24 protein-coding genes are annotated in these 26,954 nt (G+C 55.7%); 5 read left to right on the top strand and 19 right to left on the bottom strand.

Translation table 11 applies throughout. The annotated features are described in order from the left end of the window. Window positions 1-101: 101 nt before the first annotated feature. The 7 genes from ACZA91_RS12850 to ACZA91_RS12820 all read right to left on the bottom strand — a co-directional run bounded on the left by ACZA91_RS12850 (window position 102) and on the right by ACZA91_RS12820 (window position 9,975). Window positions 102-1,733, bottom strand: a complete 1,632-nt coding sequence (locus ACZA91_RS12850; protein ID WP_463182519.1) for a NuoF family protein — start codon at window positions 1,731-1,733, stop codon at window positions 102-104. A 157-nt stretch (window positions 1,734-1,890) separates the two neighbouring features. Then, on the bottom strand, window positions 1,891-2,448 hold the full coding sequence (hoxE, locus tag ACZA91_RS12845; protein ID WP_099535037.1) for a bidirectional hydrogenase complex protein HoxE: 558 nt from the start codon (window positions 2,446-2,448) through the stop codon (window positions 1,891-1,893). 442 nt (window positions 2,449-2,890) lie between these two features. Next, window positions 2,891-3,031 (bottom strand): hypothetical protein, encoded by a 141-nt coding sequence (locus ACZA91_RS12840; RefSeq protein ID WP_463182518.1) that lies wholly within the window; start codon window positions 3,029-3,031, stop codon window positions 2,891-2,893. 514 nt (window positions 3,032-3,545) lie between these two features. Beyond that, window positions 3,546-4,514: a transposase gene (locus ACZA91_RS12835; RefSeq protein WP_463186432.1), complete on the bottom strand. Its 969-nt coding sequence runs from the start codon at window positions 4,512-4,514 to the stop codon at window positions 3,546-3,548. Between the two features lie 433 nt (window positions 4,515-4,947). Next, a complete protein-coding gene (locus ACZA91_RS12830; RefSeq protein WP_099535036.1) occupies window positions 4,948-5,157 on the bottom strand; it encodes a hypothetical protein in 210 nt (69 codons plus the stop codon). Between the two features lie 78 nt (window positions 5,158-5,235). Beyond that, a complete protein-coding gene (locus ACZA91_RS12825) occupies window positions 5,236-8,328 on the bottom strand; it encodes an efflux RND transporter permease subunit (protein ID WP_463182517.1) in 3,093 nt (1,030 codons plus the stop codon). A gap of 171 nt (window positions 8,329-8,499) precedes the next feature. Further along, window positions 8,500-9,975 (bottom strand): efflux RND transporter periplasmic adaptor subunit, encoded by a 1,476-nt coding sequence (locus ACZA91_RS12820; RefSeq protein WP_463182516.1) that lies wholly within the window; start codon window positions 9,973-9,975, stop codon window positions 8,500-8,502. A 154-nt stretch (window positions 9,976-10,129) separates the two neighbouring features. On the opposite strand from ACZA91_RS12820, the gene ACZA91_RS12815 reads away from it, so the two are divergent. The 3 genes from ACZA91_RS12815 to ACZA91_RS12805 all read left to right on the top strand — a co-directional run bounded on the left by ACZA91_RS12815 (window position 10,130) and on the right by ACZA91_RS12805 (window position 12,334). Next, on the top strand, window positions 10,130-10,342 hold the full coding sequence (locus ACZA91_RS12815; protein ID WP_463182515.1) for a hypothetical protein: 213 nt from the start codon (window positions 10,130-10,132) through the stop codon (window positions 10,340-10,342). Window positions 10,343-10,389: 47 nt separating this feature from the next. After that, window positions 10,390-11,487 (top strand): DUF389 domain-containing protein, encoded by a 1,098-nt coding sequence (locus tag ACZA91_RS12810; protein ID WP_463182514.1) that lies wholly within the window; start codon window positions 10,390-10,392, stop codon window positions 11,485-11,487. Between the two features lie 196 nt (window positions 11,488-11,683). Next, the gene (locus tag ACZA91_RS12805; RefSeq protein WP_463182513.1) at window positions 11,684-12,334 is read left to right on the top strand and encodes a Mo-dependent nitrogenase C-terminal domain-containing protein; all 651 of its coding nucleotides are present in this window, start codon (window positions 11,684-11,686) and stop codon (window positions 12,332-12,334) included. Here the strand turns inward: ACZA91_RS12805 and ACZA91_RS12800 are convergent. Next, entirely contained in the window at window positions 12,331-12,480 is a 150-nt protein-coding gene (locus ACZA91_RS12800; protein WP_463182512.1) for a hypothetical protein, read from the bottom strand. The two genes, ACZA91_RS12805 and ACZA91_RS12800, sit on opposite strands and share 4 nt — an antisense overlap. A 6-nt stretch (window positions 12,481-12,486) precedes the next feature. On the opposite strand from ACZA91_RS12800, the gene obgE reads away from it, so the two are divergent. Then, complete coding sequence (gene obgE, locus ACZA91_RS12795) at window positions 12,487-13,605, top strand: GTPase ObgE (RefSeq protein ID WP_463182511.1); 1,119 nt, start codon at window positions 12,487-12,489, stop codon at window positions 13,603-13,605. 33 nt (window positions 13,606-13,638) lie between these two features. Here the strand turns inward: obgE and ACZA91_RS12790 are convergent, their stop codons facing one another. From ACZA91_RS12790 to petB, 7 genes are all read right to left on the bottom strand, one after another. Continuing rightward, entirely contained in the window at window positions 13,639-14,310 is a 672-nt protein-coding gene (locus ACZA91_RS12790) for a DUF4333 domain-containing protein (RefSeq protein WP_463182510.1), read from the bottom strand. Window positions 14,311-14,372: 62 nt separating this feature from the next. Further along, window positions 14,373-14,798 carry an ExbD/TolR family protein gene (locus ACZA91_RS12785; protein ID WP_463182509.1) on the bottom strand — a complete coding sequence of 142 codons (426 nt, stop codon included), beginning with the start codon at window positions 14,796-14,798 and terminating at the stop codon, window positions 14,373-14,375. A gap of 88 nt (window positions 14,799-14,886) precedes the next feature. Continuing rightward, window positions 14,887-15,618, bottom strand: coding sequence for a MotA/TolQ/ExbB proton channel family protein (locus tag ACZA91_RS12780; protein WP_463182508.1), 732 nt, complete (start codon window positions 15,616-15,618; stop codon window positions 14,887-14,889). 153 nt (window positions 15,619-15,771) lie between these two features. Continuing rightward, entirely contained in the window at window positions 15,772-16,953 is a 1,182-nt protein-coding gene (locus tag ACZA91_RS12775) for a hypothetical protein (RefSeq protein WP_463182507.1), read from the bottom strand. Window positions 16,954-17,223: 270 nt separating this feature from the next. Continuing rightward, the gene (locus ACZA91_RS12770) at window positions 17,224-18,378 is read right to left on the bottom strand and encodes a sulfate ABC transporter substrate-binding protein (RefSeq protein WP_463182506.1); all 1,155 of its coding nucleotides are present in this window, start codon (window positions 18,376-18,378) and stop codon (window positions 17,224-17,226) included. Between the two features lie 452 nt (window positions 18,379-18,830). Further along, window positions 18,831-19,313, bottom strand: coding sequence for a cytochrome b6-f complex subunit IV (gene petD, locus ACZA91_RS12765; RefSeq protein ID WP_099533292.1), 483 nt, complete (start codon window positions 19,311-19,313; stop codon window positions 18,831-18,833). A gap of 215 nt (window positions 19,314-19,528) precedes the next feature. After that, window positions 19,529-20,176: a cytochrome b6 gene (gene petB, locus ACZA91_RS12760; RefSeq protein WP_099533293.1), complete on the bottom strand. Its 648-nt coding sequence runs from the start codon at window positions 20,174-20,176 to the stop codon at window positions 19,529-19,531. A gap of 324 nt (window positions 20,177-20,500) precedes the next feature. On the opposite strand from petB, the gene ctpA reads away from it, so the two are divergent. Next, the gene (gene ctpA / locus ACZA91_RS12755; protein WP_199309211.1) at window positions 20,501-21,766 is read left to right on the top strand and encodes a carboxyl-terminal processing protease CtpA; all 1,266 of its coding nucleotides are present in this window, start codon (window positions 20,501-20,503) and stop codon (window positions 21,764-21,766) included. Between the two features lie 147 nt (window positions 21,767-21,913). Here ctpA and ACZA91_RS12750 read toward each other — a convergent pair whose 3' ends face one another. From ACZA91_RS12750 to ACZA91_RS12735, 4 genes are all read right to left on the bottom strand, one after another. Continuing rightward, window positions 21,914-22,690 carry a BMC domain-containing protein gene (locus tag ACZA91_RS12750; RefSeq protein WP_099533294.1) on the bottom strand — a complete coding sequence of 259 codons (777 nt, stop codon included), beginning with the start codon at window positions 22,688-22,690 and terminating at the stop codon, window positions 21,914-21,916. A gap of 122 nt (window positions 22,691-22,812) precedes the next feature. Next, on the bottom strand, window positions 22,813-23,841 hold the full coding sequence (locus tag ACZA91_RS12745; protein WP_190526986.1) for an LbetaH domain-containing protein: 1,029 nt from the start codon (window positions 23,839-23,841) through the stop codon (window positions 22,813-22,815). Window positions 23,842-23,877: 36 nt separating this feature from the next. Continuing rightward, entirely contained in the window at window positions 23,878-25,782 is a 1,905-nt protein-coding gene (locus ACZA91_RS12740; protein ID WP_463182505.1) for a ribulose bisphosphate carboxylase small subunit, read from the bottom strand. A 409-nt stretch (window positions 25,783-26,191) separates the two neighbouring features. Further along, window positions 26,192-26,527 (bottom strand): EutN/CcmL family microcompartment protein, encoded by a 336-nt coding sequence (locus tag ACZA91_RS12735; protein WP_099533297.1) that lies wholly within the window; start codon window positions 26,525-26,527, stop codon window positions 26,192-26,194. Between the last annotated feature and the right edge of the window lie 427 nt (window positions 26,528-26,954).

Raw genomic sequence — 26,954 nt, 5'->3', positions numbered from 1 at the left:
CAAGAAGATCAGCAAAAAATCAGCAAAAGATCAGTAATTAGGTTCAATCATTAGGTTCAACCACTGGGTTTAATGATTAGGTTCAACCTGATGCATCCCCCTCAAGAAACCGTCGCCGGAATTCGCCAGCGATCGGGCTGCAACAGGGCTTGATATTCCTCCGGGAAATAGCGCAACGTGCTCACGATCGGATTCGGAGCCGACATGCCCAACCCGCAAAGGCTGGTGTGGCGCACCACCTGACAAAGGCTTTCCATTTGCGCCAGATCAAAGGCCGTGCCCCGACCTTCCACCAGCTTGGTCAGCAAATCATGGAGTTGTACCGTGCCCGTCCGGCAAGGCACACAGCGCCCACAAGACTCACTGCGGCAAAATTCCATATAGAACCGCGCCACCTCCACCATGCTGGTTTTGTCATCCATCACCACCATGCCGCCGGATCCCATCATTGACCCCAATGCCGCCAAGGACTCGTAATCCACAGGCGTGTCCAAATAGCTGCTGGGGATGCAGCCGCCCGAGGGGCCGCCCGTTTGGACTGCTTTCACCTGCCCTTCGGAAACACCGCCGCCCATTTCTTCCACGATCGTTCGCAGGCTAATGCCCATCGGCACTTCAATGAGGCCGGTGTTGCAAACCTTGCCGGTCAAGGAAAAGATCTTGGTGCCCTTGCTGGTTTCCGTGCCAATGCCCGCAAACCAATCCGCACCCTTGCGAATGATCGGGGCAATGTTGGCGAAGGTTTCCACGTTGTTGATCAGGGTGGGCGCTTGCCAGAGGCCCGAAATGGCCGGGTAGGGCGGCCGGGGACGGGGAGTGCCGCGCTTGCCTTCCACGGAAGCAATCAGGGCCGTTTCTTCGCCACAAACAAAGGCCCCAGCCCCCACCCGAATATCCACCTTGAAATCAAAACCCGAACCAAAAATTTGGCTCCCTAAAAATCCCTTTTGCTTGGCCTGTTGAATGGCCTTTTGCAGGCGATGAATCGCTAGGGGATATTCCGCTCGCACATAGATAAACCCTTGGTCAGCTCCCACGGCATAGCCCGCGATCGCCATGCCTTCTAGGATCCGGTGGGGATCGCTCTCCAGAACGCTGCGATCCATAAATGCGCCTGGATCCCCTTCATCTCCATTACAGATCACATATTTTTGGCCGGGGGGCATTTTGGCCACCGTGGCCCACTTCAACCCTGTGGGATAGCCCGCACCACCTCGGCCCCGCAGGCCCGATTTCGAGATTTCTTGAACCACCGCTTCTGGGGTGAGTTCAAACAGGGCATGGTGGAGGGCTTGATAAGCACCAAGGGCGATCGATTCTTCAATGCGTTCCGGGTCAACTTTGCCGCTGTGGTTCCGCACAATCAGCAACTGCTTCGCAAAAAATGGGTGTTGCGAATTGCCCTGTAGGGCATCGGTTTGGCCCCCTTGAATGGTGTCAATAATTGAGGGGGCCTGTGCCGGGGTCACCTTTTCGTAATGGGTGGTTGTTACCTGGGGATCGGTGGAGTCCAATTCCACCATCGGCCCCTGACCACAAAACCCCATGCAACCCACGCCAACCACTTCCACGCGATCGGCTAGTTGGCAATCCTGAACCCGTTGTTCAAGGGCTTTTTTAACTTCGAGCGATCGAGCCGCTTGGCAGCCCGTGGAAGTGCAGCAATGTACACGAATGGGCTTTTTCGCCTGGGCACATTGTTCCGCGAGATCGAGCAGTTCATGACCATCCATGGATTCGGACTCCTCAGGCAGCTTGGTCAGCAGATTGGGGGCAAACGGGGCGACAAACGGGACGGCGAATTAACGGATAATGCACGTCATTTCGAGTAGGTCATTCAGGGCGAATCATGGGCAGGCCACAGGTAACCACGATTCGCAACCCAACGATTCATGCATCACCACGCCACTGATCAATGCGGGCGATCGCCTGTTCTGTGGTCACCTGCGCCGCCACTTGCCCGTCAAACACCACCGCTGGCGCAATGCCGCAGGCTCCAATGCAACGGGCCGTCACCAACGAGACTTTGCCGTCGCTGGTGGTGGCTCCCGACTGGATACCGGTGTGTTTTTCCAAAGCATTCAGCACATCGCCGCTCCCCTTGACATAGCAAGCGGTTCCCAAGCAAACCACACAGGTATGTTCACCGCTGGGCTTGAGGGAAAAGAGGTGATAAAACGTGGCGACACCCAACACATGGCTCGCAGGTAATTGGAGCGATCGAGCCACATGCAACAGCGTTTTTTCCTCTAAATAACCAAAGATTTCTTGGGCCCGGTGCAGAACTTCAATCAAAGCATCTTGGCGATATTGTTGGCGTTTCATCACCAAATCCAACGCCTTGAACCGTTTATCAACCGCCGAAGAATCAGTTGCCTTTGCAGTTTTAGAACCCTTCGATCCAGAAGCCTTTGATCCAGCCGACCCAGCCGATCCAGATTGACTCATTGGGGCATTCGCAGAGACAGCACCAGAGGGTTGACTGACCGGGTGATCTTGATCAGGCTTAGTTGCAATAGCCATAGTTCCACTCACTTTCATGACTCTCAACCAATGTTGTGCCGTTGTGCAAAGGCAGCACAAAGCAACCCCTGACAGCGCTGCCATGGCAACAACCTTGCAGCGATCAAGCGGGTGATTGGTTATCTCAAATGTTCAAAAATGTTCAGAAAACTGGATCAGGCGAGCTTCCTTTGGCAAAGACTGAACCTCAGAAGCATTGAGCTGATGCGGGTAGATTCAGGACAGCCAATTCCAAGGAATTAATTCAGGGCAGCCAATTCAAAACAGCCAACTTCATTGGGCGCGGTTGAATTTGATTAGGCTAGCTTGATGCGGCTAATGGGTTGGTTAAGGCAAAGGAAAGCAATTAAGTCGTGAGCTGGTAGCGCTAGATCCGGTGCAGAAGCCACGGAAGGGTTAGCCAAAAGCACCAATCCTTCGGGGAATTCATGCCAAAAGAGAAGGGAAAATCATGACCCGATCGCCATTCCGTGATTTCCATCCCCGATCGCCCGTGGGGGTCGAGCATGGGTGGCCACAGCGGGGGCAAGATCGAATCACAAATCTAGCCTAGCGTCAGTTCCCAGATGAATTGAGGGAGCGATCGGTTTTCTTAAGGAATGCCGAGCAAAATAGTGCGATTTTTGTAAAATTTGTAAATACTTGCTTGGGCGGTGGAAGTCTAAACAAATTCTCTTGGGTTGTTTAGCGGCCGAATTTTCCTAAATTAGCAAGATTTTCCGATGAAAAGTGTCGATTGATGCATTTTTGAGGAAATTATTAAAACAACAAAAAGTGATCAAAAATTACTTAATTTCTTGCATCGATCGATTCTTAACCGGTTCCTTTCCATTTTTACCGTGGCTTCTTGGGGCAACCAGCACACCCTTCGGCTAATTACCGACCAATTACCGGCTAATTGAGAAATTATCCATGAAACGGAGCAACCAGCCGATTAGGCTCGATCGAGATCTGAAGTTTAACCCAAGTTTAAATCACGGTTTCTTACAGAAGTGTTGAATCTAAACACAAAACTTCATATTCTAGGCAACAAGAGTTTCTGGCAGTAAATCATAGCTCCAATGACTGATTGAGCCATAGCGACCGAGTACAACTTGCAAATATCGCAATTTATCTAGTAGCGTCTGACTATAGAATTGCGGCAATTCTATTAACTGCAAGATGGCATAAGCAATTAAGACCATGTAGATCTGTATTGCTACGCCATTTTGATTTTTCGTAATGAGCTGATCTAATTTTAAATGCATCTTTAAGAACTTCCATAGCAACTCAATCTGCCAGCGCTTTCGATACAGTTCTCCAATCTCTTCATTTGAAAAGTCTACTAAATTCGTTGCTAAACGAAATTCACATCGACTTTCTAGATCGCAAAAGGTGACTACTCGATAGCGGTCATGATTCAGATTGACTTTCATATTGTTCTTGATTCGCACCACAAAATAAGTCCCTATTTCACTCAACTCATCAATGAAATGCCAATCAGCAAAACCCCGATCCATAATCCCAATCCCGTTTTCAGGAATCATACTCGGCAGGTAGCCAGAAAATTTGGCATCATGCCCTTGACCAAAATGGATCAGGCATTCGCTTGACCACCCTTGTTGCTGATTGAAGCCTGCTAAGAGTTTGACTCGATGATAACTCTGTTGCCAAAACAGTCGGCTAGTGAGAGTCACAACGGTGGAATCAATGGGCATTAGCATCATGGCATCGGGATGATGACGCTGTTTCAGTGTTCTGATTAGCTGAGTGTAGATGCGGCAGAATCGGTGATTATCCCGGTTTTTACAAGCCTTGGAAAACGTTGATATGTCTACTGAGATACCGGTGTGATTGAGCTTGAAAAATAGGTCTCTCATGCTCATCAAACCTTGATCAAGAATGAAGGTCAACCAGATCTCAAAAAATCTCCGACTGCTGAGCACTGGGTAATCATGCTCAGGTAAGCTTTTGAGAATAGGTTTGACGATTTGAGAGAATGAGCGTAACATTGGTGTATTACTTTTTGATTGTTTGGGGTAAGAATTACATCTTCTTACCCCTTTTTTATAACCTGAATCTGTCATTCAACACTTCTGGGTTTCTTAACCTATCTTGATGAAATATCTGAACAGAATTCGCCAGGAAATTCGCTAACAAGTCGCATCATTCCCATCAAGGCGAATGGAAATCTCACTCAATCAAAACATTCTCGTTTAATAGAGCTTCTGATCTCAGTTCAGCCGCCTCATGCAGTCACCCCATTGGGTCGATCGATTGAACCGCTGAACCGCATGATTGGGCTGTTGGTGAAATTGCTTTGGAAATTTGATAGGAAGTTTGATAGAAAGTTTGATAGGAAATCTAATAACAAGAGGCGGGCATGGGCAACCTAATTGCCACACCCGCCATCCACAGGTCACTGAAAATCGCGCAGCTAAAGACTTAACCCGAGTGGCTGCAAACATCCGCTAGGAGAAAACCCATCTCACACTCATAGCAAGCGGGTTGGTTGTCGGCGGCAGGCCGCACCGCATGGGCACAGGAGAGATGACCATTCTGCCAACGCGGGTTACCCGTGCGATCGGCCCACAGGCAACCTTGGCAAACATCTTTAGGGGTCAACAAGCCACTGTTCAGGAGCATGACCAACATCAAGACACCCCCAGGCTTAGGTTCGCCGGTTCTGATCTGATTGTATGCCGTTCTTAGGGGGCGTTCCTGTGGCGGAGATCACGACTCCAGAACTTTGCGAATGGTTGATCGACGGCGGCGACGCGGCTCAATCCCCACCAGTTGCTTGAACCAATGCTGGATATTGTCCACATAGGTAAACAACACAGGCACCACCAGCAGCGTCAGCAGGGTTGAAGTGGTGAACCCGCCAATCACGGCGACGGCCATGGGGCTGCGCTCTTCGGCTCCGGCTCCCAAACCCAAAGCCAGAGGAAACAGCCCCACCACCGTTGACACGGAGGTCATCAAAATGGGGCGCAGGCGGGCCACACCGGATTCAATCACGGCTTTCGATTGGGGGAGTCCGTGGCGTTCCGCTTCGAGGGCAAAGTCCACCAGCAGGATCGCGTTTTTGGTGACCAGCCCCATCAACAGCACAATCCCAATCAGGGCAAAGAGACCCAGTTCCTTTTGCATCACCAACAGGCCCAGGAAAGTGCCTCCCGTGGCCAACGGCAGGGCCGCCAAAATCCCGATCGGGTAAAGGAAGCTGTTATAGAGCAGCACCAACACCCCGTAGATCGAGAGCACGCCCAACCCCAATGCGGACAAAAACCGGCTGAAAATATCGCGCATGATTTTGGCATCGCCGGCCGGTTCTTCTTCAATGCCGGGGGGCAAGGGGTTCATGGCCGGCAGGGCGCGAATCTGTTCCAGAGCCGTGCCCAGGGAGATGCCTTGCAGATTGGCATCTAGGGTGACTTGACGCGATCGGTTGTAGCGATTAATTTGGGCGGGCCCGCTGATGAGCTGAATATCCGCCACGCTGGTGAGGGGAATCATGGCTCCGTTGCGACCGGGAACCCGCAAATTTTCGAGGGTTTCGATGTTGCTGCGGAATTGAGGGGCAATTTTTACCCAAATCGGGATTTGCCGATCGCTCAGGTTGAATTTAGCCAAGCTCGATTCGTTATCCCCGATCGTGGCCAGGGTGGCGGTGCGGGAAATGGCCTGAACCGAAACGCCCAAGTCCGTTGCCCGTTGCACATCGGGAATGATGGCCACTTCTGGCTTCACCAGGCTGGCGCTGGAGGTGACTTCCACCAAACCGGACAGTCCGCGCATTTGTCGCTCCAAGTCAGCGGCGGTTTTGGTCAGCAATTCCGGGTTTTCACTCTTGAGCACAATCCGCAGATCTTTGCTGGTGCCACCTCGGCTTTGCAAGCTTTGGAAGGTGACCCGGGCCCCAGCGATCGACTTGAACTGTTCCCGCATCTGTTGCTCAAACTGCCGCTGGGTGACGCTGCGTTGGTCTTCGGGTTTCAGGTTCACATACCCCGTGGCCAGGTTGTTTTGGCGAGCGGCAAACAACACCCGATCGACCGCTGGATTTACTTTCAGCAGGCCGTAGGTACGGCTCATGACTTCCACGGTTTCTTCGAGGGGTGTGCCCGGTGGCAGTTCAATTTCCACGGTGCTGAGGCCCGTGTCACCGCTGCTAAACAAACCTTTGGGAATGAAGGGCACTAACTGCAAACTGGCAATGAAAAAGGCGATCGCGATCATCAGGGTGGCAACCCGATGCCGCAGGGCCCAAACCAGCACCCGGCGATAGGGGCCCGGTTGGGTTTCGGTCGATTGCGCCTCTGCCACCAGCTCCAAGTTGGCCTTGGGTTTCAGCAAGTAGGCGCTCATCATGGGGGTGACGGTACAGGCAACGGTGGTGGAAAAGACCGTGGACACGGCCACCGTGACCCCAAAGGGCTGGAAAAATTGCCCCGGAATGCCACCCATGAAGGCCACCGGCAAGAACACGCCGATCAGCGTTCCGGCGGTGGCCAGCAGGGAAAAGCCCAATTCTGACGACGCATCCAAGGCCGCCTGTCGGGGCGATTTGCCCATGTTCAAGTGCCGATCGACATCCTCCACCACGCACACCGCATCATCGATCAAGTTCCCGATCGCCAGGGCCAAGGCCAACAGGGTCATGCTGTTGAGCGTGTAGCCCAGCATTTGCATCACCGCAAAGGTTGGGATGATCGACAACGGCAGGGCCGCCCCCGCAATCAGCGTGTAACGAACGTTGCGCAGAAAGATGCCTACAACGATCGTGGTGAGGATGCAGGAAGAAATTAGCTCCTCAACGGTCGATCGATAGGTCATCCGAATCGGATCCGCGTCGCTAAAAATCAAATCAAATTTGAGATTAGGCAAGCGCTTTTGCAGTTCCGCCACCGCTTTGGTGACATTCTCTTCCACGGTCACCAGAGTGCTGCCGGTGCTGCGGAGCACGGAAAAGGCCACGGCCGGCTCCCCGTTCAAAAAGGCCGCTTCCTTGGGTTCCGTGAAACTGTCGCTGACACGGCCCAGGCTCGCGAGGGGAATCGTGCCGCCATTGGGCAGGGTAACTCGGTAGTTTTGCAGTTGGCTGAGGGTGCGGGCGCTGCCCAAGGTACGGATCGTTTGCTGGCTGCCGCCCACGTCCACCTGGCCGCCAGGGAAGTTGGCATTGAGCGATCGCACCTGGTCATTCACCTGGGTAGCCGTAATCCCATAGGCCGACAATCGCCCCGGATCCAAATCAATCCGAATTGCCCGACTCACGCCCCCCAATCGCTCCACCTGGGCCACACCGGACACGGACAGCAATTCCCGGGCAATGGTGCGATCGACCAAATCGCTCAATTCTTCAACGGATTTTCCCTCACCCGACAAGGCGTAGGTCATGATCGCCCCGCCGCTGAATTCCACCCGATCGACCAACGGCTCATCCACCGAAGCGGGCAGGCTCGATCGAATCTGGGAGATGGCATTGCGCACATCATTGGTGGCCTGGTTGGCATCGGTTCCCAGCACAAAGTTGACCAGCGTGAACGATCGCCCATCGGTCACCGTGGAGGTCATCTGGTCAATGTTGCCCAAGGCGGCGATCGCGTCCTCCACCTTTTTGGTCACCTCGGTTTCCAGCTCCACGGGCCCCGCGCCGGGTTGAATCACCGTGACGGATACCGCCGGTACATCGATATTTGGGCTTTGGTCGATGCCCAAATTCAAAAAGGAGGCAACCCCCAAGATGGCCGCCACCAAACAGGCCAAAATCGTGGGGATCGGTTTCCGAATCGAACCAGCGGACAGGTTGAAGTTACTCATCGGTCAAAAATCCGTTCGTCCGAAGTGACGGCATTAGGCATCTGGAAACATCGATACAACGGGCATTTGATCAACGGGCAATTGATCGACAGGCATCTAATCAATTGATTCAGCTAATCAACGGGCATTTGATCAACTAATCAACAAGCATCAACGGGCATTAACGGGCATTTAATTGGGCATCACACGCACTCGATCGCCATCTTTCAGGTAGGGCCCACCCTTGACCACGACTCCTTGGCCCGCTTGCAAACCGCTGCGCACTTCCACCCGCCCATCGGGGAGCACCTTGCCCACTTCAACGCGCTGGGCACTGACCGTGTTGTCGGGGTTCAAGCGATAGGCGATCGCCGTGCCATCCGGCTGTGGCAACACCGCTTTGGCCGGAATCGCCAAGCCGCGCCCCATAGAAACCCCCACGGCGGCCCGCAAAAACATCCCCGTGCGCAGTCCCGGCGAGGGTTGCAGTTCCACCTTGACCGTGGCCAGGCGGGATTGGGGGTCGATCGTGGGGTCAATTTCGCGCACCCGACCGTTAATCACCTGCCGGGTGGCATCCACGATCGCCTGCACCGGTTGCCCCGGCTGAATACCCCGGAGTTGGGTTTCGGGAACTTTCAAATGCAGTTCCAGCTTGCCCACCGCTGCAATTTGGAAGAGCGGCGTATTGGCCGTCACATTGCCCACGGTGGTTTCCCGCTTCACAATTACCCCCGGCGCGGGAGCCAAGACTCGCGAATTTTTGAGCTGCTCCATGATTTGGCGCACCCGGCCACGCGCCTGCAAAAAGCGGGCTTCCGCTTGGGTAATGTCTTCTCGGCGGTTACCGGTGGCTAACTGGCGGTAGCGCTGCTGGGTTTCCGCAAAGCGGGCTTGGGCCTGTTCGAGGGCCGCCTCGTCGCCCCGGGCCCGGGTAATCACTTCATCCAGGCGATCGCGCGAGATTGCCCCCTCATTGGCCAAGGACTGGTTGCGATCGACTCGCAATTTTGAAAGGGCCAGGTCAGCTCTGGCGCGATCGACCCCCGCCGCAGCCTGGCGGGCCGCCTCGCGGGCCTGGGCAATTTCCTCCGGCCGGAACCCACTGCGCAACTTTGCCAGGGCCGCTTCCTCTTCCAAGGCCTGGGCGCGGGCTTGACCCAACTGGGTGCGCAACAAGGAATCATCCACGATGGCCAGGGTTTGCCCCTGCTGCACCACTTGCCCCTCATCGGCCAAAATTTGCAGCACCTTTAGCCCAGTACCCGGCGGTTGCACGGGCACTAGCTCGCGGGCCTCGATCGTGCCGCTGGCTTCGATCGTCCGGCTCACTTGGGCCAATTCTGCGGTGGCAATGGTCACCGGCTGTTCGCTGCCGGTCGCCGGGGGCGCGGTGGCCGTCGCGGGCTGTTGGGCCACGGCGGGTTGCGCTTGGGGATTGCGGCCTCCCAGGGCAAAGCTCACCCCCAAACTGACCAACACCCCCGCCCCCAGGCCCACCAACAACCCCCGGGGGCCGCTCAGCCAAGCAGTTCCCGGGAGCCACAGGTCATCTCCAGGGTCAAGGGCTTCGTCATCCAGATCAAGGATTTCGTCATCGATCGGGGTCGGTGGCATGGGTGCGGGTGAAGCGTCCGTTGTGGTGCGATCGGGCAAGTCGAGGGCCATGGTTTAACCCCAGGCGGGTGGCAAGTGAGAGGCAATTGGCGGCGATGGCGTTAGGCGGTCTGTTCACCCAACGGCACAGGGGCAATTCCAGCGGGTCAATTCCACAGGGTAAGGAATTCAGACCTGAATCGTGATCCCTGGAAGCTAAAGAAACATGAAATTTTTTTGCATCCTCTTTAAAGATTACCCCAACCATGCCCTGAGCTTGGGATCGATTGGCAGTTCCGATGACAGTTCCGATCACCCTTCCTTGCCCCCAATCGCTGCCAATCAACAGCCGACGCGGATTGGGCATCCAAATCCTCTCCATCCTTCCCGATCGCGCCGCACCGATCGCGCCGTCAACCTTTGCGGGCGCGATCGATAATGGAGCCTGCCCAATCCCACAGCAGTCCAGCAATCAGGAGCCAGTTCGTGGCACAAAAGCAGCACAAGTCGGGGTGGATCAGGCAAGGGGGGTGGCGGGCTAGCCGGTCTGACCTTTGGCAATGGGGCAAGGCCGCCCGTCAGCGGCTGATTCAGTGGCAGCGCTTGTCACCGGAGCGATCGGTCCAGCTCAATCACATGCTCTGGGAAGATGCGCGGATCGATCGCCCTTACCTCACCCAAGTCCTCGCAGCCTGTCTGATTGCCTCCTTTGGACTGTTGGCCAACAGCGTCGCCGTCATCATTGGGGCCATGATCATCGCTCCCCTGATGTTGCCCATTCGGGCGATCGCCTGGAGCGTTGTGGCGGGCGATTGGTCTCTGTTTCGGCGGGGTTTTGGGTCGCTCAGTTGTGGTGTGTTTCTGGCGATCGGGCTGTCTGCCTTGGTTGGCTGGTTGGCAGGCATTCCCGCCTTTGGCAGTGAAGTGCTGGCCCGGGGAAATCCCAACCTGTTGGATTTAGGCGTGGCCCTCGTGGCCGGAGCGGTCAGCGCCTATGCCATGGTGCAGCCCAAGGTTTCGGGAACCGTGGCAGGAACCGCGATCGCCGTGGCCCTGATGCCGCCCGCCTGTACCGTTGGCCTCGCCATTTCCCAGGGCTATGGTCTGTTGGCCCAAGGGGCCGCTCTACTGCTGTTGACAAACCTCTGTGGCATTGCCTTGGCGGCGGCACTAACCTTCTGGATTCTGGGGGAACTGCCCCTGAAAACCGGCCGCCACGGCATGACCGCGATCGTCGGCATGACCCTACTGTTAGCCGTGCCGTTGACCTACAGCTTTTCCGAACTGGTGCGCCAGGCCCGGCTAGAAGCCAGCTTGCGCCAAGCCCTGCTCGATCGCACCCTCACTTTCCGGCGCGTGCAGCTCATTGACAGCAGCGTTAACTGGCTGGCCAGCCCACCAGAAGTTCGCCTCACCGTTCAATCGGCCGAGAGCATTTCGCCCTTTCAAGCCCAATTGCTCGAAGAATTTCTTGAAAAAGCCATGGGTCAGCCATTCCGGCTCGTATTCCTGGTCAGTAAAGTTTCGGAAATTCACTCAGATTCGCGCACTGAGCCGGAGCCACCCCCGCCAGCCGCCCAATAGTTTCAACCGATCAGCCCAATTCCTTGGCCAAATTCACCAGCCAGATTCAGTTGTTAAAACAGTTGTGATCCGTTGTTCAAAGATCAGTTGTTAAGAGAAGTGGGTACTGCGGGCCAGGGCGCGATCGCCCCTCTTAGGATATTGATCAAGACACAAAGGGATTGAGACACAAAGTTGCGATTAGGTGTCAGTTTTTATGACTCTTGTGGCAGAACCATCCGATCGCGTTCGTACCCTGCTGTGGTTGCGAGGCCTGACCACCGTTGCTTGGGCCGATGGTCACCTTGATGATGAAGAACGGGAAATCATCACCTCCCTCACCCACGAAACCCTCGACCCTGAAGCCATCCTCGAACCCCTCACCCCCGAAGAACTGGCCGCCGAACTCGGAGACGACCCCCACCACGCGGACAACTTCCTGCGCACCGCCGTGATGGTGGCGATCGCAGACGGCATTTACTCCGACTCTGAAGATCAGCTCATTCGGCAGTTCAGCACCGCCCTTGGCCGCAAAATTCCCGCCTTTGAAGCCCTACAACAAACCCTCAATTGCGCCGAGCCGATTCAGACCCACACCGACCCACACCGGGGCGATGTGCTCAACCCCGTGCGCCATTGGCTCGATGGTTTGGAAATTCACAATCCCAAAGTTGCGCACTTTCTCTGTAAAATGATCCCCGCCCAATGCCCCTTCGAGCGGGATGTGGTCGTTTTTGGGCGCAAGCTGGCCCACATTCCCCCCATGTGCAAGCTCAACCCACTCTACGACCAGCTCATGGGGTTGCGATTCCGTGCTCTCTCCTACTTGGCAGACGACTGTGGTGAAGACATCACCCCCTACTGCTAGGTGGGTTCTGGGGGCGATCGGGGATCTCCGCCCAACCCAAAGCCACCGCTAGCTCGATCGCGAGCCTTCATCTCCCGGATCATCTGCGATCCCCGGCTAGGGTTGCTGGACTTCCCCAATGCTGCTTTCCCATCATTTCGCGCCACTATTTCATGCAATTTATTGATCATTCAGAAATCGTCGTCCAAGCTGGCAACGGGGGCGACGGCATCGTTGCCTTTCGTCGGGAAAAATATGTGCCCGCCGGGGGCCCCGCTGGCGGTAACGGGGGTCGGGGCGGCTCCGTTTACTTTGTCGCCACCGATCGCCTACAAACCCTATTGGACTTTCGCTACAACGCTCGCTTCAAGGCCCAAGATGGAATGCGCGGCGGCCCCAACAATTGCACCGGCCGCAGCGGCGAAGATTTGGTGGTGGAAGTGCCCTGCGGAACAGCGGTTTATGATGCCAACACCCGGGTACTGGTGGCCGATTTGGTGCAACCCAGCCAGCGGATTTGCATCGCCAAAGGGGGCAAGGGCGGCCTCGGGAATGCCCATTTTTTGAGCAACCGGAACCGCGCACCGGAACTGGCCCTGCCTGGGTTACCCGGCGAAGAATTTCGGCTGTATTTGGAGCTGAAGCTGTTGGCGGAGGTGGGGATCGTGGGGCTGCCGAATGCGGGCAAGTCCACCATGATTTCCGCGCTCTCGGCGGCCAAGCCGAAAATTGCCGACTACCCCTTCACCACCCTCGTGCCGAACTTGGGCGTGGTGCGCCGGCCCACGGGCGATGGCACGGTATTTGCGGACATTCCCGGTTTGATTGAAGGGGCCCACGAGGGCTTGGGTCTGGGTCATGAGTTTCTGCGGCACATTGAACGGACGCGGCTGCTGTTGCACTTGGTGGATGCGACCGGAGAAGACCCGATCGCGGCCTATCACACGATTCAAAACGAGCTGCAGGCCTATGGGCGCGGCCTGACCGATCGCCCGCAAATCCTGGCCATTAACAAAGTGGACGCGGTGGATGCCGATTGGGTCAACACCCTGATTGAAGAGCTGCAACCCCACCACCCGGAACCAATTCTGAAGGTGTCCGCCGCCACCCGCCATAACTTGGATGGCTTGTTGCAGCGGGTTTGGGATTGGCTGGATGAGTTGGGCCCTGTCGTTTTGGAGGTGCCCACCATGATCGATCGCCCTCTGCGCGGTGATGAGGAAGACTTTGATGAGGACGAAGACTGGGAAGACGACGAAGACGGCCCCGAAGTGATTTGGGTTGGCCATTAAGCGCCGGAATCTCCCAAGGTCAACCCAGGTCGGTTAGTCGGCTAATTCTGTCCAGCCGGTCGCATCCTTAGCCGGGCCCCGAGCGGGGGCGGCTGGTTTATTGTCGGCGGCGGGAGCGGTGCTGGCGGGATTGGGACTGGTTCCGGGGGCGATCGCCTGGGCTGGTAGATTGCTGGGCCGCTGGGCCGTCAAGGCCGGCGGGGGCGTTTGCCAGGTGATTTGACCCTGATCGCGCACATCCACCGTGATCGATCGCACCTGTCCTGCCCCAATCACTTGGCATTCAAAGCGATCGCCCGGTGAAACCACTCGATAGGGTTGTCCACAGTCAATTTTTAGGCTGTTGCTGGGGCCGCTGGTTGATTCTTGAACCGCTAAGGCTGTCTGTAAATCAGTCTGCAAAGAACCTAAATCCAACAGCCGCCAAGAGTTAATCACTTCCCAACGAATGATGGCGCGATCGTCCACTTGGGTCACAGCCACAAAGAAATTGCCCTCCGGTTCCAGCTTGCCCACACATTCAAAAGTTTGCCCCGTCCGAGGGGTTAAGTTTGCTGGACAACGCAACTGGTTGACCGGCACTTTGGCGTTGAGTAATTCCTGCTGAATTTGAGCGGAAATTTTTTCCGTGTCGAGTTTGGAGCAGCCTCCTAGAAGCAGCCCCAAGCCAGCCAGGGCGATCGCCGATCGAGCACTAATTAGCATGATCAATAAATAGTGAAATAGATCAAGATTCCAGTCAAATTAAAGTTTTTTCAAATAATCCTCTAGGGTGACTCGATCGACAACGACACGCGATCGCCCCCGGCTTGCTGCAACTTACCCAAGAGTTTGGCGAGTTGCTCATAGGCAACTTTGTTATCGGCTTTTAATAAAACAGCACCTTCGGGACTTTTGCTCAAATAGGTTTGCACCTGCGAGATCAAATCTGCTTCGGAAACCAGTTGGCTACCCACCGAAATTTGCCCAGTACTGGACAGGCTCACCATCAGCGGGTCGGGCGTTTTTTCTTTGCTGGCTGGGGGAGCGTCTGCCTTGGGCAGGTTAATTTTCAGGGCGCTATTATTCCCCGTCAAGGTCATGGAGACAATGATAAAAAAGGTCAAAATGGTCATGATCACATCCATCATGGGCACCAAGTTAACCTCGGGCATTTGCGAAGAAGACTGATTACGGCGATTGCGGGAATACATATCACGTTCTCCTGAAAAATTAGCTTGTGGTTGTCATCAATCCAGATTCACTCATGCCCGATTCATTCATGAATTGAGCTGGTATGAGCTAGTTGGTCGTTGCGGTCTTTTCATCAGATCTCGACTTGATGCCATTTAGGCTGGAGCTGGCTTCCGATTCCGATGAATTTGAATCTGGTTCGGTTTGATTTGCCTCATACCAAACCTGTCGATAAATCAGTTCGAGGGCAGCGCCTACCTGGGAGAAGTACTGCATTTGCTTAGTTTGGAAAGTTACTAAAATTCTGAGGATACTTAAGGCTAAAATCGCCGCGATCATTCCTCCAGCTGTTGTGGTCAGGGCTTCCCCAATCCCGGCTGCTGCTTTACTAGCTTCTTCTCCACCTCCGGATCCACCGATGTTCAGGTTGGCAAAGGTGGCAATCAAGCCGGTCACCGTTCCCAATAGACCCAGGAGTGGGGCGATGCCCACAACACTTTCGAGGAGTTTGTCCCCACGATGCATTTCAATAAACTCGCGATCGGCTGCCGTTTCCAGGGCTAGGCGAAAGGTTTCTGGGGTGGGATCTTGTAGCCGCAAAGGAGCTAATAAAAACCGCCCGATCGGCAATTCCTTGGCTTGGCGGGCGATCGCTGCTGCATCTGCCAAATCGTAGTGGGCGGCTTCTAAGACTTCCCGCACAATGCGATCTTCACGGCTCAGGAGTTGATACCAAAACCACGATCGCTCTAGTCCACAACCCACGGTAGCGATCGACATCCCCACAATGGGAATCATCACCGGCCCACCAACAGCAATCAACTGAAACAAATTCGACATCGATTCCTAGCTCCTATTTGGGTTCCTGAACAATGGCTACGATAGGGCGATTAAGAGAAAACCAATTAGTTCATATTCTTGGGGAATTGATCATTGGAAATTGAACAAGCGATCGCCCAGGTAATTCTGGTTTTGTGCGGCTGGGTTAATGCCTCATTGAGGTGCAACCCGCCAAACAACCACGATCGTGCCGCTATTGTCAGCCGTGGGTACTAGGTTGAGGTAAAGCACCAAGCTGGCTTTTTTCACGCGATAAACAAAACCGCCGCCATATTGTTGATTGGTTTCTTGGGGATCAAAGCCGTTGTTGACCAGGTTGGTGCGGAAATAGGCATCAAAGAACGTCGTCGGATCTTCGCCGGCCACAAACTTCATGGCAGCAATTTCCGATCGAGCCGTGCCAGCCGGGAAGAAATCATTGGGTTGAGCAAACTGAGCGGCGGTTGCATCCTCTGCCGCCAAACCACTCAGCACGCTGTAGATTTCATTCGGCACTTCGATCGCCTTGGTCAAATCTCCCAAGCCAACAGGCTGCTCTGACAAAACATAAATTGCCCCCAATTCCTCCGCATTCAAAATGCTCAAAAATTGCGTTAACCCATCACGGGAAACCTGCAAAACAATCCCGCCGTTGGCACTGCCATTAGCCGGTTGAACTGAATACTTGCGAGCCGCCAATTCCTTTTGGAAAAACTGCGACACTTCCGCCAGGGATTTGCCCGTACTGAGGCAAGACTGCAAATTAAAGCAGCCTGGTTTCGCCCCTGGATATTGTGGAAAGTCTTGCCAGGGGTTGGCTCCGGTGGCGGGTGGGGCGGTGGTCGCGGGTGCAGTGGTCGCGGGTGCGGTGGTGGCAGGCGGGGTCGTCGCGGGTGGCGGGGTTTGGCGAGGCCGCTGCACGATCGGTCGCTGGGCTGGACGTGAAATAGGGCGGCTAATGGCCGGTCGTTGAATGGGCGATCGCGCGGGCGGTGTGGGTCGTGCCGGTGTCAGGGGGGCTGCCTTCGCGATCGGTTGGCCCGGCATCGGCAACTGTACGATGCGCACCTTTTTCTCTTGAGGATTGGTGGGCGGTGCTTTTGCCTCATCTCCAGTGGAAATGAAGCCGAGCACAAGATGTAGGCCCAGTGCCAAAGCCATCGTGCCCCAAAACAATTTCTTCGATTGTGGAACCGGACTTTCTAGAACATGCAGCCAAGCGATCGCCTCGGGGGAATCGTCATCAGGATTCGCCGCCAAATCGACCTCGATCGAGGGCTGAAACTCTCCGGTCTTTCGTTCAAAAGCCAGAGAGTCCAAATTCGGTAATGAAGGAAACAGTTTAGGTAAAGCCACGATTAGGGAGCGAGGAAGGAAGCGTCACGTCAATTGACGAGATAATTCACTAGAGGCAAGCAATGAAGGCAAACAAGACCACACAACATCATCAGAGAAGTCATTCGAGGTTAACGTCTTTGCTTACAAGGAAAGGCTGCCTTCGCAAATTCACTCATTTTCGTGAACTTGCAAAAACTGCCTTTGAGTTAACCTCGACATTCTTCAACAAACTAGTCAAGCCACTCCAGAAAGTTAATTACTTTTGATGTTGCTCAAAAGCATCTTTCACTAGCGGTTGGTATAGATTTGGTCGAAGATTGCACCCTCATCAAAGAACTTTTTATTGACGGCATCCCACCCACCAAAATCATTGACCGTGTAGAGTTTGTTCACCTTGGGGAATTTGTTTTCAAACTCGCGAGCAATGCCGGGATCCACAGGACGGAAACCAACTTTGGCAAATTCACGTTGGGCTTCTGGGGTAAACAGGAATTTCACGAAGGCTTCTGACACCGCCCGAGTGCCACGACGGTCAACAATTTTGTCAACCACTGCTACAGGCGTGTCGATCGAAATATTGGTTTGCGGAACCACATAGAACAGGGATTGTTGGCCTTGCAGTCCGGCCAAAATCACTTCGTTTTCATAGTTCAGCAACACATCGCCTTGATTCGCTCGGAAAAACACATCCGACGATTCACGAGCATCCTTAGGCAGCACCGGCACCTTGCGATAAACCTGCCGCACATAGTCCAAGGCTTGTTCTTCGCTGCCACCGGTATGGGAGATCGATCCCCAAAGACCCAGGAAATTCCAGCGAGCCACCCCAGAAGTTTTGGGATTGGCGGTAATGATGCTGACTTCGGGCTTCAGCAAATCTGCCCAATTTCGCACGCCTTTGGGATTGCCCTGACGGGTGACGAACGCAATCACCGATCGCGTCACGATCGCATTATTGGGCGCTTCACTTTCCCAACCGGGGTTAATTAAACCGCCCTTTTCTAGGCGCTTGGTATCTGCGGCCAAGGCCAACGCTACCACGTCCGCTTCTAGACCATCCAAAACCGCGCGCGTTTGGGATCCGGAGCCACCATAGCTGGCGTTAACAACAACATCTTGTCCCTGTTCGCGTTTCCATTTCTCCACGAACAACGGAATGATTTTGTCGTAGGCAGCTCTGGTAACGGCATAGGTCACCAAGGTAATTTCTACAGGCTTGTTCTGGCTAATTTGTAACGGCTGATTTTGGGGAGACGGATTGCCTAGGCGTGCGCTCGCCGCATTGGTGCTGGTGGGCGACAGTGCCAAAACACTGAGTCCGCTGGCCACGGCCAGGGCGATCGATCGCAGGGCTGTGCGGCGGCCAAGGCGCTGGGCCTTTGAGTTCAGGGGGTCGAGCTGTGAGCGGAGAGCTTGCAGGGATTGGAGGAGAGACAATCGCATGGTGCTTGGCTGAAGGGGGGCAGGCTGTTTTTTATAAACCCCGGTATTCCGATCGGCTTTTAGGATTTATTGAGCAAGATGATACTCATGCCCCCAGGGAAAGTCAATCGAATTTGCTCAAAAACGGTCTAAAAATCAGGGAATTCTCAATTAGCTCTGCAAAACGAAAGCCGCTTATCAGTTTGCTAAGCTCAAGACAAGATCTTTAGAATACAAAAACGGAATACAACAACCAAAATAGGCAATTCGGTACTTGAGCTTAAGCCAGCAATAAAAAGATGAAACTAAACAGAAAGCCCAAACCAAGCAAAAATTCAATCAAGAATCCAATCAAGAACCCAATCAAAACGGGGCGATCGAACTGAATCGATCGCCCCGTTTGATATCAATGGCAACTGATAGCAACTAATCGCCGCAATCAGTTTCAGCAGTTGTCCAGCAAACCCGCTGCCTTAGAACAGGCCCAAGGTCAGGGACTTGTCGATCGGCATGATTGCGCCGATACCCAACCAGATGGCAAAGGCAGTTCCAAACAGGAACGAAGCCATGGCCACCGGACGACGGAAGGGGTTTTGGAACTTGTTCACGTTCTCAATGAACGGAACCAGCATCAAGCCCAGAGGAATGCCGCCCATGCAGGCGATACCCAACAGCTTGTTCGGCAGAATCCGCAGGATTTGGAACACCGGATACAGGTACCACTCCGGCAGAATTTCCAGCGGCGTGGCAAACGGATCCGCCGGTTCACCCACGATCGCCGGATCCAGCACAGCCAGACCCACCATCAGGGCGAAGGTTCCCAGGATCACCACCGGGAACACATAGAGCAAATCGTTCGGCCAAGCGGGTTCACCGTAGTAGTTGTGACCCATGCCCTTGGCCAGCTTCAGGCGCAAGTTCGGATCGCTCAGATCCGGCTTTTTGAGGATGGACATCGCTAAACGCTTCTCCGTGAAGGGAATTTAAAACGGCAGGTGGGACAAGGGTGGAGCCGGTTGCTCCCTGTGTTCTTTAGTCCGATCCTGAACGATCCTTAAGACCAATCCTGAAGACCAATCCTAAAAAAGCTCCCGAGGGAGTTCAAGACGGTGATACACAATTCAACAACCGGCGAATGAGCACCAAGCCAGCCACACCCGGTAGCGCATCTTTAGAGGGGGCCCGAGATCCCTTGCTTGCGGATCATCAGGAAGTGCATCAGCATGAACACGGCGATCATCCAGGGCAGGACGAAGGTGTGCAGGCTGTAGTAGCGAGTGAGGGTGCCTTGGCCAACGCTTTCGCCACCACGCAGCAGTTCAACAATGGTCGAACCGACGACCGGGATTGCCTCAGGCACGCCGGACACGATCTTCACAGCCCAGTAGCCCACTTGGTCCCAGGGCAGCGAGTAGCCGGTCACACCGAAGGAAACGGTCAACACGGCCAACACCACACCCGTTACCCAGGTCAGTTCGCGGGGCTTTTTGAAACCACCGGTCAGGTACACGCGGAAGACGTGCAGGATCATCATCAGCACCATCATGCTGGCAGACCAGCGGTGGATGGAGCGGATCAGCCAGCCAAAGCTCACGTCGGTCATGAGGTATTGCACCGACGAGAACGCTTCTGCCACGGTGGGCTTGTAGTAGAAGGTCATGGCAAAGCCGGTGGCAAACTGGATCAGGAAACAGACCAGCGTGACACCGCCCAGGCAGTAGAAGATGTTGACGTGGGGCGGAACGTACTTGTCCGTCACGTCGTCGGCGAGTGCTTGGATTTCCAAACGCTCGTCGAACCATTCGTACAGTTTCGACATAGCTGCGGAGTCCCTTGCTGGAAACGGATGAGGCTGAAACTTAAAAATGCATGGCGCTTTTTAAAAAATTTAACACACTGGAAATCCTCCCAACCTGATACGGAGACCCGATCAGTGGTGCGATCGCGCGGAGGGGGGGATTTACTTTGCCTTCGGGAGTGCCTGGCTATGGCGCTGACCCATCCGGGGAGTCCGTAAGCCATTCTCAGGAAGGGGATGGCTCAGGGGGCGATCGCGCCGGGCCGGGTTGTCACTCGACCTCGCAAGTTAAACAATTTTGGGTAGGGTTTGAGGAAGCCCCTTTCAGCAGTTAGGATCGGTTTCATGCTTAAGAATCTGATTCAAAAACCATTTAGGGTTGGACTCCTCCTAGGGTTGTGGGTGCTGCTGCTGTGGCTGGGTGGGCCCACCGATCGCGCTTGGGCCATGACCCAGGAGCAAAAGCTGCTGAGTGAAGCATGGCGAATTGTTAACCGCGCTTATATAGACGACACGTTTAATCATCAAAACTGGTGGTGGATTCGTGAAAAGGCGCTGAAAAAGCCCTTGCGCGATCGAACGGAAACCTATGGAGCGATTCAAGAAATGCTGGCGGTCTTGGGGGATCCCTTCACCCGATTCCTGTCGCCGGAGCAATATCGCAGTTTGCAAACCAACACCTCCGGGGAACTGACCGGGGTGGGGTTACAAATCGCGCTCGATCCCGAAACGGGCGCTTTGACGGTGGTGGCTCCCTTGGCGGGTTCACCGGCCGATCGCGCGGGAATTTTGCCCCAGGATCAAATTCTGAGCATTAACGGCATCCCCACCAAGGCCATGAGCTTGGATGAGGCGGCGGAGCGGATGCGTGGCCCCTCGGGCAGTCAGGTGCGATTGCAAATTCAGCGATCGGGGGAACCGGAACCTAAGGACTACGACTTGGTGCGCGATCGCATTGCGATTAATCCGGTAGTGGCGGAGTTGCGGCGCGATCAGGGGCGCAATATTGGCTACCTGCGCCTCAGCCAGTTCAATGGCAACGCAGCGGCGGAAATGGCCACCGCCATCAAGCAACTGTCGCGACAAGGGGCTGAGGGGTTTGTGCTCGATCTGCGCAATAATCCCGGCGGACTGCTACAGGCGGGCATTGCGATCGCCCGACAATGGATTGATAGCGGGCCGATCGTTTATACGGTGAATCGCCAAGGGGTGTTCGACTCCTTCGAGGCCAGCGGCAATGCCCTCACCGACGCGCCGTTGGTGGTGTTGGTGAATCGGGGAACCGCCAGCGCCAGCGAGATTTTGGCCGGGGCGTTGCAAGATAGCGGCCGGGCCCAATTGGTGGGCGAACGCACCTTTGGCAAGGGGTTAATTCAATCCCTGTTTGATTTGGCCGACGGCTCCGGACTGGCGGTGACCATCGCTAAATATGAAACCCCATCCCACCGGGATATCAACCAAGCCGGCATTGAGCCGAATCGTCCCATTGATGGCCCACCCCCGCTGCCGATTGGGGATCGATCCGCCCCCGATCGGGTCGATCCCCAATATGATGCGGCGGTGGAAACCCTACTGGCCAACTTGACGGGCACGGTAACGGCCCGTCGCTAAAATCAGCCGCAAAATTAGCCCCTGGCGCAATCATCATGCTCAGGGGCGATTAACTCGGCTATTCAATTTGCAGGTTTTGGCTGGTTGCAGCTTGGCCGGATGCAGATTGGCTTCAGTCAGGCAACCATCACGAAAGCCAAGCGCGTCCTAGAGGCGCTCCTCAAAACGTTCCAACTGCTGAGGCTCACGCATCGGCAGCTCCACCGGTTCTAAGCGTTGCAGCTCCGGCAGGGCCACCGGTTGCATCACCCGCCGCTCCACTTGATGCAGCTCGATCGGGATCGCCCGGCGAGTTTCCACTGTCGCTTGCCAATGTTCCGCCAAGGGCAAGGCCCGTTCCAAGTCTTCCAAGGCTCGGGGAATCACCATCACCGCGTGGAGTTGGCCAATCCGTTCTGCTTCAGCCATGCCAATTTGAATCGCCATGCCCACGTCAGCCACGGAGCCGCGAATGATGGCGGTGCAAAGGCCATCCCCGATCGTCTCGTAGGCGGCCAACCGCACATCGGCTCCCTTGAGCATGGCATCGGCGGCTCCCACCATGGCCGGAAAGCCGACGGTTTCTAATAAGCCCACCGCTTGATTAGCAAACGGGCTGCGGGGCATTTCCGCCAAAGCGTCCCAACTGGGTGGCCGAATCGGCAACACCGCATCCAAGTTAGGCAGCGGCCGCGGAATCACGGTTTTGCCCACCAGTTGCCCAAATTGTCCGGCAGTTTCTGCGCCAGCTTCCACGGCAATTCGCACATCAGCAACGTTGCCCCGCACGATCGCGGTGCAATGGCCGCTACCGGTTTTCTCGAAACCCACCAGGGTCACCCCCGAAGATTTCAGCATCATGTCCGCAGTGCCGACAATTGCCGGAAAACTGCGGGTTGAGACCATGCCGAGGGCAGATTGATTTGCGGGAGTGGCAGCGGTCATCGGAGAAAAGGGAGGGACGCAAGGGGAACGATCGGGGCAATTCAGAACATTGCTGCCTCTATCTTAGGCCTGCCACAGGTTCGGCCCGCCACAGAGATTGGCGCGATCGGGTGAACAGGGACTTAGGGTTCATCCCGATCATCCGCGCCTGGCGAGTGGGCAGAGGGCAGTTGACCGGCTCCATGGGTTCCGTTCAGGGATTGCTGATAGGGAAACATCATGGACAGCAACCGATTCACGTGGCTGCGTCCATAGACTTCCACCTTTTGCTCCACGATTTGATGCTCAGTGGTTTGGGTGACGATCGCGCTTGGGGTGGGCGGCGGCTCGGCCACAGTCGGTGTCGAGGTCAGCGGCTCTGAAGTGGTTGAGGTTGCTGAAGTGCCGGGAAGAATGGCTGGCGTGGCGATCGGGCGCGGCTGGATGGGGCTGACACCGGGAGCCAAACCCGGCGGTGCTTGGTAGGGCACGGGTTCCGGCAAGGGCGGCGCGGCGGGCGGTGCAGGCGGAAAAGGACTCCCGGAAAATCCCGGGCGGTAGAAACGGCCGCTCCGATCCTGGCGTTCTTCATCGTCCTCATCCCAGGGAGAGGGCAACGGATCGGGCGGGTCGTCGGTCACCGGGGCGGTTGGTTGCGGGCTGGGGGCGATCAGGCTCTGGTTGAACTGAGCGGCGGCCGGTAAATCTTCAGCCCTCAAATCTCCCGTATTTAGATTCTTAGCCCCTGGATTTTCAGCCCCTGAATTTCCCGGATTTGAATTTTGAGTTCCTGAATCTCCTAGGTCTGAATCTCCTAGGTCTGAATCTCCTAAGTATTGACCCGGCGCAATTCGCTGACCAGGGGCGATCGACTGGTTCAAAACAGTTGTGCTGGGGCCAATGCAAGCCGATCGGCCCACCCGTACCGCACCAATCAGCAGCACAGCGGCCCCCAGATGGGCCGAGGCTTCCAGGACAATCTGCCCCCCTTGACAGGCATGGACAACAGCACCCATCCCGATCGTCACGTGGGGGCCGATCGTAATTCGGCTGCCCGGATCCGCCTGTAACAGCACCCCGGGGGCGATCGTCGCCGTTGGATCAAGCGTCACTTCGCCGGAAATCCAGGACTGGCGATCGTCCACCGGATGTAGCGGTTGCAGGGTCATCATGCGGCAGCCGAATAGGGGGATGGGGGCCTCCGGGTCTTAGCGACCGGGACGCTGAACCACTTCTTCGTAAACGCGCTTCTTGGCCGTCGGGTCGATGCCAATCACACGCACGTAGCTTGTGGGATTATTTGCCAAGCAAGCCGTCAGGGCCGCCAGCACTTGGTTAGCCGAGGAGCCTTCCAGACCGCCGCAGCTCGTCCAAGCATTAGCCCGGAACCGACGCGCATCGGCATATTCAGCGCCAATTCGGTAGCCTTGGCTCAGGAGCTTTTGAATTTGCTGGGCCACGGCAGCGGGCACGTTTCCGGCACTCACCGGAGCAGAGCCATTGGTGCTGGCCGCCGCAGGAGCGCTGAAGCTCACCGCATTGTTGGCCGCTTGCACACCGGGACGCTGAACAATGATTTCAGCGGCGCGGCGCTTGCTGCCGGGTTCCACAGCCACCAAACGCACATAGGCGGTGGCGTGCTCGGCCATGCAGGCGCTCAAGGACGCGATCGCCTCCCGTTCCGAAGTGGCTTGCACCGAACCGCAAGTCGTCCAAGCGTTGGCTCGGAAGCGACGCACATCGGCAAATTCCGCCGTGATTTTGCAACCCCGGGCCACCAGTTGCCGAATTTGGGCTGCTGCTTCCGCCGAAATGCCACCCGTAGCCACCGCTGCACCATTGCTGGCAGCGGCTGCCGAAGCACCGGCCACCGCCTTGGCTCCGGAACCGTCGGGCCGTTGAATCACCGATTCAAAAACGCGCTTCTTAGCCCGTTTATCAATCCCAATCAGGCGCACATATTCGCCCGCGTGGTCGGTCAAGCAGCCTTGGAGCTGGCTCAACACCTGGGACTCGCTGGTGGAGTCGATCGGCTTGCAGCTCGTCCAAGCATTGGCCCGGAAGCGGCGCGGATCCGCATGTTCCGTACCAATTTGGTAGCCCTGGGCTAGCAGTTGGCGCACTTGGGTGGCCAAATCACCACCAACCGCACCATTGCTGGTCGGAGCTTTGGAGCCGTTGCCGTTGCTGCTCGGTTGGCCGGCTTTGGCACTGGTGACCGTGCCTTGACCCACCTTGTCGCCCGGGCGATGGACAACCGATTCATAAACCCGTTTCTTAACCGCAGGATCAATTCCGATCACCCGCACATATTCACCCGCGTGATCACGCAGGCAGCCTTCTAGGGCCGTCAGCACGTCGCTTTCATAGGCCGATCGCGGCAGGGCGCAGCTCGTCCAGGCATTGGCCCGGAAGCGGCGTGCATCGGCATATTCAGCGCTGACTTGGTATCCCTGAGCCAGCAATTGGCGAACCTGTTGCACCAACTCGGCGCTCAACGTCGTCGTAACCACGGAACCCCCAGAACCTTCAGAACGATAATCTTGAACAGCAGAACCGTTGGCGGGCCAATTGCCCGTCGGGTTGGCGATCGCCCCCTCAGGCCAATGATCCAACCCGGCCAACTGGCGCACAAACTCCCGATCGCGCTCCCGAGCCACCGGCAACGCATCGGCCTGTTCCTGCGTCAGAATCGTTGAACCCGACGGCACGTAACGCCCCGACGGAATTTCCACGTCTTGAATCAGCACATGCATCATCACAATACAGCCATCGCCGACCCGCGCATTAAACACGGTCGATCGAAAGCCAATGAAGCAATCGCTGCCGATGTAGGCGGGGCCATGAATCAGCGCCAGGTGTGATACTGTCGCCGATTCACCAATCCAAACCGCATAATCTTGGCCGTCATCCCCCAACACACAGCCGTCGGCCAACCCATGGATCAACGCTCCATCTTCCACCGATGCCCCCGCACCGATGTGGAACGCTGCGCCCCGATCAGCTCGCACCGATGTGCCTGGCCCCACCCTTGCCCCAGCGGCGATCGTTACTTGACCAACCACATTGGCGAACGGATGAACTTGAGCCGTGGGATGGATGGCGGGCCGCACGGATTGATCGGAAGCCAGTGACTTCCGATCAATAACCGTTCCATTTGCCCCTCGCGATCCCATGCTTAAAACCTCCGTCACGACTTCACTAACAATTGCTGCAATTCGCTAGCGAATGCTGCAACCAGGAAGCTTCCTACTCAATCGCGGTGCAGGTGGCTGCGTTTGCGACCCAGGCTGGCAGGGCCAAACTGGCTGCCTTCCATGTCGTTGATTTAGATGATCAAGTGACTCCATTGAGTTGACCTGATCGCTAGATCGCCGCACTTCAGTTGCCATTCACCCAAGTTGCCATTCACCCAAGCTGCCATGAGTCCCCATTGCCATTGGCCACCTTTAATTGCAAATCCCTGGAACAGACCTAGAAGTAAGTCCCTAGACCATTCCTGGCAACTCCGCACTGGTGACCCTAATTCGGCAACCGGGCATTATTGGGCAACAGCAGCCGGTCTTCATCACTCTTGCTGTACAAGCGCATATTCTCAGCGCTCACGGTGTCGATGATCGCAATGGCCGCCGCGTCAATTGGACGACCTTCGCCCCCCTCCACTTGACGAGCAGCACTGCCCCGGGCCACCAGCACCCATTCATCCATGCCAGCCCCCACCCCGTCAGCCACCACCTCATATTTCGGCGTGAGCTGACCAGCCGCATCGACCAACTGCACTAACAGAAACTTCACACCCCGTAGGCTGGGTTCCTTTTGGGTGCTAACCACCGTGCCGCAGACCCGTGCAATTTGCATAGCAACTGATTCAAACCAGCACTGTGAACGATCGCGAAAACAACAGGCACTTTGAAGCTTTTTTTACGAGGACTCACCCTCAACACTTCCTATCCGTTTTAGCCACTGACCTGATCGAAGCGATCGCCTCGATCAGAAAGTTCTAAAAACGCTTTGCAATTCAATAAATTGCATTGTTTCGGAATATCGGGACAAGCACTGACTAACCGACAGTGCGATCGAGTCGTTATCAGACCCAAACAAAAATTTTTGGCCCGTTGGATGAAGTTAGGTCTTAACCAATTTCGATAGGGCGATCGCGTCATGCCAGCGCATTCGGAACCTTGATCTCAACACCAATGGTTTAAGCTCCCCAGTTCCCTGGGGTTTGCCCGCTGATGGAGACGACTGATTCTCATGCTCGATCGCTTAAAAACTGCTGCCCGCT

It is taken from the genome of Limnothrix sp. CMB-01, assembly GCF_055193175.1.
This window is presented reverse-complemented; position numbering and strand designations above follow the sequence as displayed.